Origin of the sequence: Mameliella sp. AT18 (genome assembly GCF_028807275.1) — a bacterium.
GTDB lineage: Bacteria > Pseudomonadota > Alphaproteobacteria > Rhodobacterales > Rhodobacteraceae > Antarctobacter > Antarctobacter albus.
In genome coordinates this window covers 12,421-23,766 of sequence record NZ_JARAMO010000020.1, presented here as the reverse complement: position 1 = coordinate 23,766, position 11,346 = coordinate 12,421, and the positions used below count along the sequence as shown (strand labels likewise).

Below are 11,346 nucleotides of genomic sequence, written 5' to 3'. Positions count from 1 at the left end.
CCTGTCTTGGGGTGTGGGTAAGAACGGGGACAAAGGCGGCGAAAGCACGCAATCCCACTCCGGTGTGACCCGTCCCGATGCGCCGGGCCTGCGCATCCGCCAAATCATTGGTACCCAAGGCCGGACTCGAACCGGCACGCCCGAAGGCGGGGGATTTTGAATCCCCTGCGTCTACCATTCCGCCACTTGGGCCCGTAGGGCCATATACACATGGGCAAGAATGGGGGCAAGCGGCGTTGGATGCCCTTTTGATCATTCCAGGGCGCTTTCGCGGCCTCCCCAGAGGGATGCGACGGTCGGACGCTAGCCTACTGGAACGCGACCTGCTAGCGGAGAGAAAATTTTGAGGTCTGCAACTCAAGGAGAGCCCTGGATGACAGCCCCACAAGAAACGGACCAGGCGATTTCGGACCGGCTTGATGCCCTGGCGGCAGAGGCGCAGGGCGATAGCGTTTCGCTCGACTGGGTGCTCGGGCAACTCCACGAACGGGCCTTCGGGTTGTTTCTGCTGATCCTCGCCCTGCCCTGCTGCATTCCGTTTCTCTACGGAATTCCACAGGTGGTTGCCCTGCCGCTCATGTTCGTGTCGGTTCAAATCCTTTTCGGTCGGCAGGTTCCCTGGCTGCCCGGCAAGCTTGGAAAGCGCACCGTCACGACCAGCGGGCTGGAGTCCCTGGCGCGCCGCGCCGGCCCCTGGCTGCGCCGGATCGAGGCGGTCAGCCGTCCGAGGCTGGGCGCACTGACCCGTCCGCCGCTGGATCGGATCATCGGGATCGCGCTGGTGGCGTTCAGCGCCTCGATCCTTGTGCCGTTGCCCGGCACGAACACCGTTCCGGGCATTGCCGTGGTCGTGATCGCCATGGGATTGCTGCAACGGGACGGGGTGCTGGTCGTGATCGGAACCATCATCGGCACCGCCTGGATATCGACACTTGTCCTGGCCGGGGCAACACTGGCGAGCCTGATCAAGACCTGGCTCGGGCTCTGATCACGTCCGCGACATCGCCCCGTTTACGCTTGCGCGCCCCGTACGCCTGCGCCACCTGTAGGCAAAGATCGAATACTTGAGGATGCCATGAACCGCACTGTCCTGACCTTGCTTGGTGTACTTGGTTCCGCCGGGCTGCTGCTCGGCGCGCTCTATTTCCAGTACGTTCAGGGGCTGTTGCCCTGCCAGCTTTGCTACTGGCAACGCTATGGCCACGTCGGCGCGCTGATCATCGGCGGCATCGCCCTTGCGCTGCCGAACCGGATCCTGCTGGCCCTGGCGGCGCTTTCGGCGCTGTCCAGCTCCGCCATCGGCCTCTTTCACAGCGGGGTCGAACGGCAGTGGTGGGAAGGTCTGAAAAGCTGCAGCGCCCCTTCGCTGCAAGGCCTGTCGCCCGAAGAGGCGATGGAGGCGATCATGAACGCACCGATGGTGCCCTGCGACCAGATCCCCTGGGAATTGTTCGGCCTGTCGATGGCCAACTACAATGTCGCGGCCTCTGCCGTGATCGCCGGCCTGTTCGTCATGGCGATGCGCGCACCGCGCTGAGCCGCCGCCAGATCCGGATCACCGGCCCCGCCCTGCGGGGCCGTTTTGCGTCGTGACGGTGACGGCAGCTCGCCTCTTCAGGAAAACCCTTTCAAATCAATCCTAAACCAAAGTCGCAGCCTGCCCCTTCCCCCGCTTTGGACCAATATCTTTCCCGCCTCGACCGGCACATCTTCCTGTCACGCCCTGCACCACCGCAGGCCGCAACACAGGAGATACAACATGACCCGCACCATGATCGCCGCCGCCCTTTCCGCCCTGATCGCCCTGCCCGCCTTTGCCTCCAGCGGCGAGTACGGCCAGATGGACAAGGCCCGCAAAGCCGAGATCACCGCCCTTCTGACCGAACAGGGTTACGAGGTCCGCGGCATCGACCGGGAAGACGGGATGATCGAGGTCTACGCGCTGAAGGACGGGCAGCGGTTCGAACTGTACCTGGACCAGGACCTGAACATCGTCCGCACCAAGATCGACGACTGATCCCAACCGCGCCGGACCCCGCCCCGTGGGTCCGGCCCTGCCCCGGAGACCGGACATGACAGACCACCGCATATGGGATCCCTTCCTGCGCCTCTTTCACTGGAGCCTGGCGATCCTCTTCCTGGCCAATGCCATCTTTACCGACCCGGACGAAACGCTGCACGAATGGGTGGGCTATGCCATCGCCGCCCTGATCGCGCTGCGCCTGGTCTGGGGGCTGATCGGGCCGCGCTCGGCGCGATTTGCCAGCTTCATGCCCAGCAGCAACAGCATCCGCGCCCAGTTGACCGACATGGCGGCGGCCCGCAAATCCGCGCATCTCGGGCATTCGCCGCTGGGCGCACTGATGATCTTCAACCTGATCGCGACGCTGATCGGAATCAGCGCAACCGGCTACATGATGACCACCAATGTCTTCTGGGGCATCGAATGGGTCGAGGAGATGCACGAGGTTCTGGTGACCTGGGCAGAGATCTCTGTTGTGGCGCATATCGCAGCGGTCTTCTGGGAAAGCCGCCGCTCGGGGATCAACCTGCCCCGCGCCATGCTGACAGGTGTCAAGCGCGTGCCCGATACGGTACGACTGGATCCATGACCGGGAAAAAGCCGCTTCGCCTTGGCCTGTTGATCGCCGCGCAGAGTGCCTGCGCGGCCTTCTTCCTGCTGGATGTCCTGCGTGACGGGATCGAACTGGGCTGGCCGCCCTTCACCCACTGGCATTTCATGGTCGAGGCCCTGGCCGCCGCCGCGCTGATTGCCGGGGTGATCTTCGGCACCCGCATCCTGATGGAGATGCTGCGCCGCGAGGCACACCTGGAACAGCAGCTGGGGCTGGCCGCCGGCGCCTTTCACGACATCGTGGCGCAGCATTTCGATACCTGGGGCCTGACGCCGTCGGAACAGGACGTGGCGCTGTTGACGCTCAAGGGCCTGGCGATCCCGGAAATCGCCCGGATGCGCGGCAATGCCGAGGGCACGGTCAAGGCCCACCTGGGCGCGATCTACCGCAAGGCCGGGGTCAGCGGGCGCGGCGCCTTCCTGGCCTATTTCATCGAAGAGCTGATGGAGGCCGCGCCCGCGCCCTCGTGACAGGCCCGCGCCGCTCTGGCATGACAAGGGCAAAGACCAAATGCAAAGGCCCCGCCATGACCAACCGGCTTGCGATCCTCCTTGGCCTGGCCGTCATCGCGGCCATTGTCGCCGACCTCCAGCTCAACAACGGCGACAACCTGCTGTTCCTCGGGCGCAAGCTCTTCGTTCTCCTCGACTGGCTGGCTTTCTGGCGCTAGGCGGCGCGGCCTCCCGTCCCGACGGGAAGCGAGGTTGACTTTTTCGCTCGCTGGTGGTTGTTAGCGGTAACGAAACGCTGGACGGAGCGATTGACGCACCGTCCCCGCCCTGCCCGCAAGCCACAAAGGGACACGCCCCATGAGTGTTAAAGTCGCCATCAATGGCTTTGGCCGCATCGGCCGCAACGTATTGCGCGCGATCATCGAGTCCGGCCGGACCGATATCGAGGTGATCGCGATCAACGATCTCGGCCCGGTCGAAACCAATGCCCACCTGCTGCAATTCGACAGCGTGCACGGCCGGTTCCCGGTCGAGGTCACGCATACCGAAGACAGCATCAACGTCGGCCGTGGCCCGATCCGCGTGACCGCCATCCGCAACCCCGCCGATCTGCCCTGGTCGGACGTGGACGTGGTGATGGAATGCACCGGCATCTTCACCTCGAAAGAAGCCTGCCAGGCGCACCTGGACAACGGCGCCAGCCGCGTGCTGATCTCGGCCCCCGGCAAGGACGCGGACAAGACAATCGTCTACGGCGTCAACCACGACACGCTGACCGCCGAAGACCTGATCGTCTCCAATGCCTCCTGCACCACCAACTGCCTGTCGCCGGTGGCCAAGGTGCTGAATGACACCATCGGCATCAAGCGCGGCTTCATGACCACCGTGCACAGCTACACCGGCGACCAGCCGACGCTGGACACGATGCACAAGGATCTCTACCGCGCCCGCGCCGCGGCCATGTCGATGATCCCCACCTCGACCGGCGCGGCCAAGGCCGTGGGCCTGGTGCTGCCGGAACTGGCGGGCAAACTGGACGGCGTGGCGATCCGTGTGCCCACGCCGAATGTCTCGGTCGTCGACCTGACCTTCGAGGCCGCGCGCGACACCAGTGTCGAGGAAATCAACGACGCCATCCGTGCCGCCGCCGACGGCCCGCTCAAGGGTGTGCTGGGCTATACCGACCGCAAGCTGGTCTCGATGGATTTCAACCACGACCCGCAGTCCTCGATCTTTCACACGGATCAGACCAAGGTCATGGACGGCAACATGTGCCGCATCCTGAGCTGGTATGACAATGAATGGGGCTTTTCCAACCGCATGGCCGACACCGCCGTCGCGATGGGCAAGCTCATCTGAAAGGGCGCATGACGCCGTTACGGGGTTCGGGGCCGCCTTTGGGCGGCCCTTTTCGTTTGGGTGATCCGGTTTCGGATCGCTTTCGCGATCCGACCGGCTGGGGGGCGCTGCCCCCCAGACCCCCGGGGGTATTTTCACCAAGAAGAAGCCGGTAGCCTCGCGCCAAGCCCTGCAGGAAATGCAAGGCGCCTTTCCGGAACCGTCAATTGTGCTGCGCCGCAGCATGCCTATGTTTGCGACAACAGAAACGCAGACACAGGACACAGACCCATGAGTGTTTTCACAGAACTCCGCAGCTCGATGCAGAAACGCGCCAAGTACCGTGCCACCGTGCGCGAACTCAGCGCCCTTGACGCCTCCGTCGCCCGCGACCTTGACATCGCGCCCTCGGAGATCCGCCGCATCGCGCATGAGGCCGTCTACGGCTGACCCCCGTTAATCGGTGGTTGTGAAAAGGCGCCGCGCCCTGCAATGGGCCGGCGCCTTTGTCTTGCGCGGGGGATATGACCGCCAAGGCCCCGCAGCCGATCCGAGGCGTAATCCTTTGCGCTCGGGCTGACGACTGTTCAGCCGAACTTCAGGAACAGCATAGAATAGGGCTTTTTCAACCCGGTCAGCGCCTTGCGCAGCGCCTCCAGGTCTCCGGCCTGGGCGGCATCCTCCAGCGTCTGAACCGAAGCGCGAAACCCGCTGACAAGTTTTGAAAATTCCTCGTTTTCAACGGCTTCTGCCGGGGGATGACCCGCCACCTCGCCCGCGAGGTAGGACAGCACCGCCGCCTCTCCGGCCATCCTTGGCAGGTCCGCCTCTGTGAGGCTGTCCGGATCGATGGCCAGGACATGTTCCATCCGGGCATGATAGGCGTTCATCCGGTCCGAGAAGGTCTGAATGCCGTTGCGCAGATGCAATCGGGAAAAGACCTCCCGCACCCCTTCCAGCGTTTCATGCGCCTCGGCCAGATCGCCCTCGGCCACCTGTGACCCCGCACTGGCCAGCAGCGCGTCGACCTGGCGCAGCATATCGGCCCACTGCGGATCGTCTGCATACTGTGGGGGCGGATTTGTGGCATGGTCCGCTGTCAACGCCGCCCATCCGGTGCCAAAGGCCCCGAGGCTCGCGGCAGACCCGTCACGGTTGCCGCTGTTGGTCATGAACAAGGCCTTGCGATAGTCGGCGTAGACGGCCCGGAATTCCGTTTCGAATTCAGTCACCGGGCCGGCAATCGCAAGCCCAGCCGCCCAGATTGCCAGTGCCGTCGCGCCCAACACGGGTTTGCGCATTCGATCCCTCCTGTTCCGCGTGATACGAACAGGAATACGCCGCCAAGTGCCCGCGCCAAATGACGCAGATCAATCCGCCTTGAACCGGTTATCCAGCGCCGTCTTGACCTCGGGGCTGACGAATTTCGACACGTCCCCCCCCAGCCGAGCGATTTCCTTGACCAGTTTCGAGGCGATCGCCTGATGCCGCGCCTCGGCCATCAGGAACACCGTCTCGACACTGTCGTCCAGCGCCCGGTTCATGCCGACCATCTGGAATTCATACTCGAAATCCGCCACGGCGCGCAGACCGCGAATGATCAACTGGGCGCCAACGTCATGGGCGCAGTCGATCAGCAGGTTCTCGAAGGGATGGGCAATGATTTCCGTGCCCGTCTCTTCCGAGAGGAGGCTGCATTCCGATTCGATCATCGCCACCCGCTCTTCGAGCGAGAACAGCGGGCCCTTGTCACGGTTGATGGCGACACCGATCACCAAGCGGTCGACCAGCAGGGCGCCGCGCCGGATGATGTCGATATGCCCATGCGTGATGGGGTCGAAGGTTCCGGGGTAAAGACCAACGCGCATGGCTGTTTCCCTTGTGGTACGTCGGTTCGCACGCAACAATATTGCGCGTGCGAATGCAACCCGGAACCGCCATCTGGGGCGAAATCCCTCACCAGGGGTTCGAGATCATCCCTTCCAGCGCGTCCTTTTCCGCGGCCAGTTCCGTCAGGCGCGCCTTGACGACGTCGCCCAGCGTGACCAGCCCGACCATCTTGCCGTCCTCGACCACGGGCATATGGCGAAACCGGCCCTCGGTCATCCTGGCCAGGATCGCGTCGGCCCGGTCATCGCGCGTACAGGTGATCGGATCGGGGGTCATGTAGGTGTCGACACTTGCGTCGAGACAGCCGCCGCCGTGGGCCGCGAGTTCACGCACGATGTCGCGTTCCGACAGGATTCCCATCGCGGTCGAGCCATCCTTCGAGACCACGACCGTACCGATGCGTTTCTCGGCCAGGATCCGCGCGGCATCGGCCACCTTGGTGTCCGGCTTGACGGTGAAAACCCCGTCCGTGCCCTTGCTCTTCAGGATCTGGTGGACCTGCATCGTCGAACCTCCTTGCATGATACCCTATGCGACAGCGTGACGCGGGCGGACATAACCTGTCAAGTGGCTGAAAGTCTTAAGCCACCGGCGACCGCCCGTCGCGGCTCAGCCGGGGTCGGCGCGGTCTGCCAGTGCCTCCAGACGCGCCAGTTCCTCGCGCATGCCGGCCACCAGGGCCTCGGCAAAACGGGTCTGGCGTTCAAGACGGCGGTCGTCGGCATGGCGCACGAGGTAGAAACTGCGGGTCAGCGAGATCACGTCACGCAGGACAAAGCGCATCCCCGGCGCCGTCGGCATTGCGAAATCATGCACGATGCCCAGCCCCGCGCCCTGCCGCAGCCAATGGAACTGGACCGCGACAGAGTTCGAGGCCAGCGGCACCCGGTCCAGCCCAAGTTCGCCAAGGTAGTCCAGCTCCTTGTCGAAGATCATGTCGGGAATATAGCCAACGATCCTGTGGCCACGCAGGTCCTCGGGGCGTCTCACGGGGTCGTTTTGCGCAAGATACTCGGCGCTTGCTGCAAGATGCAGGCGATAGTCGGTGATTTTCTGCACGACCAGTCGCCCGGCAGAAGGAGGAGAGACGGCAATCGCCATGTCCGCCTCGCGCCGGGAAAGGTTCACCACCCGAGGCAGCGCGACGATCTGCACGTCCAGGTCCGGGTTCGCCGCAGCGATGCGCGCGCAGACTTGCGGCAACAGGAAATTGGCGCAACCGTCCGGCGCCCCGATGCGGATCTGCCCAGACAAGCCCTCTGCCCGGCCGACCAGCGCCTCCGAGGCCTGCGACGCCGCCTGTTCCGCCTCTTCGGCGAAGCGCACCAGCCGCGTGCCCGCCTCTGTCAACGCATAACCCTGCGGGGACTTGGCAAAGAGCGGCGCCCCCAGCGATTCCTCCAGCCGCGCCACCCGGCGCCCCACCGTCGCCGCATCCATGCGCAGGCGCCGCCCCGCCGCCGACAGGCTTTCGTCCCGCGCCACGGCAAGGAAGATCCGCAGGTCATCCCAGTTGTCCATCATCCACCTTTGCAAAAACGCAAAACGCTTTTGCCGCATTCTGTCTGTTCAGCTCATTTTTGCAAGAGTACAGTCCGCGCCAAGGGAACAAGGAGGATTCCGATGACCGAACTCACCAACTGGATCAACGGCCAGCACGTCAAGAGCGGCTCGGGCCGCTTTTCGGATGTCTACAACCCCGCCACCGGCGAGGTGCAGGCCAAGACCCCGCTGTCCTCCGTGGACGAACTGAACGAGGCCGTCGCCAAGGCCAAGGAAGCGCAGAAGGCCTGGGGGGCCACCAACCCGCAGCGCCGCGCCCGCGTGATGATGAAATTCGGCCAGCTCATCAACGAGCACATGGACGAACTGGCCGAGCTGGTCAGCCGCGAGCACGGCAAGACCCTGCCCGACGCACGCGGTGACGTGCAGCGCGGTCTCGAGGTGGTCGAGGTCTGCATGGGCGCGCCCAACATGCTGAAAGGTGAGTTCACCGACGATGGCGGCCCGGGCATCGACCTCTATTCCATGCGCCAGCCGCTGGGCGTGGTCGCCGGCATCACGCCGTTCAACTTCCCCGCCATGATCCCGCTGTGGAAGATGGCCCCGGCGTTGGCCTGCGGCAACGCCATGATCCTCAAACCGTCCGAGCGCGTGCCCTCCACCGCGCTGCGCCTGGCCGAGCTGATCCAGGAAGCGGGCCTGCCCGACGGCGTCCTGCAGGTCGTGAACGGTGACAAGGAAGTGGTCGACGCGATCCTCGACAACGAGGATATCGCCGGCGTGGGCTTTGTCGGCTCGACACCCATCGCGCAGTACATCTATGGCCGTGCCGCCAACAACGGCAAGCGCGCCCAGTGCTTTGGCGGCGCCAAGAACCACATGATCATCATGCCCGATGCCGACCTCGACAAGGCCGCCGATGCGCTGGTCGGCGCGGGCTACGGCGCCGCGGGCGAACGCTGCATGGCGATCTCGGTCGCGGTTCCGGTCGGCAAGGAAACCGCCGACGGACTGATCGAACGCCTTGTGCCCCGCATCGAAAAGCTGAAGGTCGGCCCCTATACCTCCGAGGACGAGGTCGATTATGGCCCCGTCATCACCGCGCAGGCCAAGTCGCGCATCGAGGGGCTGATCGACAGCGGCGTGAACCAGGGCGCCAAGCTGGTGGTCGACGGCCGCGGCTTCCAGATGCAGGGCTACGAGAACGGCTTTTTCGTCGGCCCGTCGCTGTTCGACGACGTGACCCCGGACATGGAGATCTACCGCGAAGAGATCTTTGGCCCCGTCCTGTCGACCGTGCGCGCCGACAGCTACGAGGACGCTCTGAACCTGGTGATCGACAACCCCTATGGCAACGGCACCGCGATCTACACCGCCGATGGCGACACCGCGCGTGACTTTGCCCACCGGGTGAACGTCGGCATGGTCGGCATCAACTTCCCGATCCCGGTGCCTCTCTCGTACCACACCTTTGGCGGCTGGAAGAAATCGGCCTTCGGCGACCTCAACCAGTACGGCCCCGACGCCTTCCGTTTCTACACCAAGACCAAGACCGTCACGGCGCGCTGGTTCTCGGGCATCAAGGAAGGCGGCGAGTTCAACTTCAAGGCGATGGACTGATCCCCAGTCCAGGCCATCTCGCGGGGCGTGCCTGAAAAAGGTGCGCCCTGTTTCTTTGCGGCATCGTCCAAAAGTATAAAGCTTTCTCTAATCGTTGACAGCTCTCCCATTGGCATGCCACGCTCAACTATAAGGATAGTGTTCAGTAACCCCTTGGGCTGGAATGAACTCTTTCATGATCCTTGGGGCATCATGCCCTCTTGTCAGTGGGCCGGACCCGGAACAGGTCGCCAGCCTGAAAACATGCATGCCGGAACCGTGATAATGCCGATTTCATACTCGATTCATCCGGACCGCGGTCTCGCTCATTTCCACATGACCGGCACGATCGACGTTGCGCAGACCCTCGGGTCGTTTTCCGATTACGTCCGGAACCCCCGGTTCGATCCATCTTATGTGATGCTCACCGACGCCCAGGACGTTGGCGCGGTGGATGCGGATTTCCTTGGCATCGTTGGCGGGGTGCAACGGGCGATGCCCTTTTTGCGCAGCTTTCCGGAGGAGGCCAGCAGCATCATCTACGCCCCCCGCGACCTGATCTTCGGCATGGCCCGGATCATGCAGCAGGTGGTCGAACCGGTGTCCAGGCTGCGGTTCCAGATCCTGCGCGACGAGGGTGAGGCTCTTGCCCTTGCCGGGCAGCCCGAAGCGGATTTCTACGCGCTGGACCAGGCGCTGCGGCCCAGGGTGGCAGCTGGCTGATCCGCGCATATTGCCCCCTTTCCTTTGCTCCGGCGCTCTGCTTTCCTTCGAAAAAATCCTAGGGGGTAACATGACCGAGCCACCGTTCAGCATCGGCATCGAAGAGGAATACCTGCTGGTCGACCGCGAGACCTGCGCGCTGGTCGAGGCGCCCGACGGGTTGATGGAGGCCTGCGCCGCCGAGCTTGAAGGCCAGGTCAGCCCCGAGTTCCTGCAATGCCAGATCGAGATCGGAACCCGCCCCTGTGCCGGCGTCGCCGAGGCCCGGGAGGAACTGCGCCGCCTGCGCGAGGCCGTGTCGCGCCATGCAGCCAGCTATGGCTTGTCGCCTATCGCCGCCTCCTGTCACCCGCTGGCGGACTGGAAGAAACAGCACCACACCGACAAGGAACGCTACAACGACCTGGACCGCGCCCTGGGCAGCGTGGTGCGGCGGATGCTGATCTGTGGGATGCATGTGCACGTCGGGCTGGAGGACGACCCGCTGCGCGCCGACCTGCTGGCGCAGACCAGCTACTTTCTCCCGCACCTGCTGGCGCTCTCGGCCTCCTCGCCCTTCTGGCAGGGCGAGGACACCAAGCTGGCCAGCTACCGTATCTCGGTCTTCGACAACCTGCCGCGCACCGGCCTGCCGCCGCAGTTCGACAGTTGGCAGGACTATCACCGCTCGACCGAGGTGCTGATCGAGACCGGCGTGATCGAGGACCGCAGCCGCATCTGGTGGGACCTGCGCCCTTCGTCCAATTTCCCCACGCTCGAGGCGCGCATCATGGACGTACAGCCGCGCATGGAACATGCGCTGACGCTGGCGGCGCTGGTGCAATGCCTGATGCGGATGCTCTGGCGGCTGCGCGTGCGCAACCAGCGCTGGCGCCTGTATGACCGGTTCCTGATCGGCGAGAACCGCTGGCGCGCACAACGCTATGGCGTCTCCGAGGGACTGATCGATTTCGGGGCGGCGCAGGTGGTTCCCTTCCCGAAACTGGTCGAGGAACTGATGGAGCTGCTGCAGGAGGACGCCGCCGAACTGAAATGCCTGACGGAACTGGCCCGCGCCCGCGAGATCGCCGCCGAAGGCACCTCGGCCGACCGCCAGCGCGCCGCGCTGGCCGCCGCGCGGGACGCGGGCGCCGACCACGAGGGCCAGATGCGCGCGGTCGTGCACCACCTGATCGAGGAATTCCACGCCGACCTGTGAGGCCCGG

Annotated in this window: 15 protein-coding genes and 1 tRNA gene; 11 read left to right on the top strand and 5 right to left on the bottom strand. The window is 64.3% G+C overall.

Annotation, left to right across the window (positions count from 1 at the left end; all coding sequences use genetic code 11):
* Positions 1–108: 108 nt before the first annotated feature.
* Positions 109–192: transfer RNA gene (locus PVW46_RS02455), tRNA-Leu, on the bottom strand.
* Between the two features lie 181 nt (positions 193–373).
* On the opposite strand from PVW46_RS02455, the gene PVW46_RS02450 reads away from it, so the two are divergent.
* From PVW46_RS02450 to PVW46_RS02415, 8 genes are all read left to right on the top strand, one after another.
* Positions 374–988: an exopolysaccharide biosynthesis protein gene (locus PVW46_RS02450; protein WP_043139543.1), complete on the top strand. Its 615-nt coding sequence runs from the start codon at positions 374–376 to the stop codon at positions 986–988.
* A gap of 87 nt (positions 989–1,075) precedes the next feature.
* A complete protein-coding gene (locus tag PVW46_RS02445) occupies positions 1,076–1,537 on the top strand; it encodes a disulfide bond formation protein B (RefSeq protein WP_043139546.1) in 462 nt (153 codons plus the stop codon).
* A gap of 222 nt (positions 1,538–1,759) precedes the next feature.
* Complete coding sequence (locus PVW46_RS02440) at positions 1,760–2,017, top strand: PepSY domain-containing protein (RefSeq protein ID WP_043139549.1); 258 nt, start codon at positions 1,760–1,762, stop codon at positions 2,015–2,017.
* A gap of 55 nt (positions 2,018–2,072) precedes the next feature.
* Positions 2,073–2,612: a cytochrome b/b6 domain-containing protein gene (locus tag PVW46_RS02435; protein WP_069211445.1), complete on the top strand. Its 540-nt coding sequence runs from the start codon at positions 2,073–2,075 to the stop codon at positions 2,610–2,612.
* Complete coding sequence (locus PVW46_RS02430) at positions 2,609–3,106, top strand: helix-turn-helix transcriptional regulator (protein WP_043139556.1); 498 nt, start codon at positions 2,609–2,611, stop codon at positions 3,104–3,106. The genes PVW46_RS02435 and PVW46_RS02430 overlap by 4 nt, the downstream gene beginning before the upstream one ends.
* A gap of 56 nt (positions 3,107–3,162) precedes the next feature.
* Positions 3,163–3,306 (top strand): hypothetical protein, encoded by a 144-nt coding sequence (locus PVW46_RS02425; protein ID WP_043139559.1) that lies wholly within the window; start codon positions 3,163–3,165, stop codon positions 3,304–3,306.
* 139 nt (positions 3,307–3,445) lie between these two features.
* Entirely contained in the window at positions 3,446–4,447 is a 1,002-nt protein-coding gene (gap, locus tag PVW46_RS02420) for a type I glyceraldehyde-3-phosphate dehydrogenase (protein WP_069211446.1), read from the top strand.
* A 270-nt stretch (positions 4,448–4,717) separates the two neighbouring features.
* Positions 4,718–4,876 (top strand): YjiS-like domain-containing protein, encoded by a 159-nt coding sequence (locus PVW46_RS02415; RefSeq protein ID WP_121494987.1) that lies wholly within the window; start codon positions 4,718–4,720, stop codon positions 4,874–4,876.
* A gap of 137 nt (positions 4,877–5,013) precedes the next feature.
* On the opposite strand, the gene PVW46_RS02410 is transcribed toward PVW46_RS02415, so the two are convergent.
* The 4 genes from PVW46_RS02410 to PVW46_RS02395 all read right to left on the bottom strand — a co-directional run bounded on the left by PVW46_RS02410 (position 5,014) and on the right by PVW46_RS02395 (position 7,840).
* Complete coding sequence (locus PVW46_RS02410; protein WP_069211447.1) at positions 5,014–5,727, bottom strand: hypothetical protein; 714 nt, start codon at positions 5,725–5,727, stop codon at positions 5,014–5,016.
* A gap of 69 nt (positions 5,728–5,796) precedes the next feature.
* Positions 5,797–6,294 (bottom strand): pantetheine-phosphate adenylyltransferase, encoded by a 498-nt coding sequence (gene coaD / locus PVW46_RS02405; protein WP_069211448.1) that lies wholly within the window; start codon positions 6,292–6,294, stop codon positions 5,797–5,799.
* Between the two features lie 88 nt (positions 6,295–6,382).
* Positions 6,383–6,820, bottom strand: a complete 438-nt coding sequence (locus PVW46_RS02400) for a CBS domain-containing protein (RefSeq protein WP_043139566.1) — start codon at positions 6,818–6,820, stop codon at positions 6,383–6,385.
* Between the two features lie 105 nt (positions 6,821–6,925).
* Positions 6,926–7,840: a LysR family transcriptional regulator gene (locus tag PVW46_RS02395; RefSeq protein ID WP_069211523.1), complete on the bottom strand. Its 915-nt coding sequence runs from the start codon at positions 7,838–7,840 to the stop codon at positions 6,926–6,928.
* Positions 7,841–7,939: 99 nt separating this feature from the next.
* On the opposite strand from PVW46_RS02395, the gene PVW46_RS02390 reads away from it, so the two are divergent.
* From PVW46_RS02390 to PVW46_RS02380, 3 genes are all read left to right on the top strand, one after another.
* Positions 7,940–9,439, top strand: a complete 1,500-nt coding sequence (locus PVW46_RS02390; protein ID WP_043139569.1) for a CoA-acylating methylmalonate-semialdehyde dehydrogenase — start codon at positions 7,940–7,942, stop codon at positions 9,437–9,439.
* Positions 9,440–9,754: 315 nt separating this feature from the next.
* Positions 9,755–10,141 (top strand): hypothetical protein, encoded by a 387-nt coding sequence (locus PVW46_RS02385; protein WP_043139571.1) that lies wholly within the window; start codon positions 9,755–9,757, stop codon positions 10,139–10,141.
* A gap of 70 nt (positions 10,142–10,211) precedes the next feature.
* Complete coding sequence (locus tag PVW46_RS02380) at positions 10,212–11,339, top strand: carboxylate-amine ligase (protein WP_069211449.1); 1,128 nt, start codon at positions 10,212–10,214, stop codon at positions 11,337–11,339.
* Positions 11,340–11,346 lie beyond the last annotated feature (7 nt).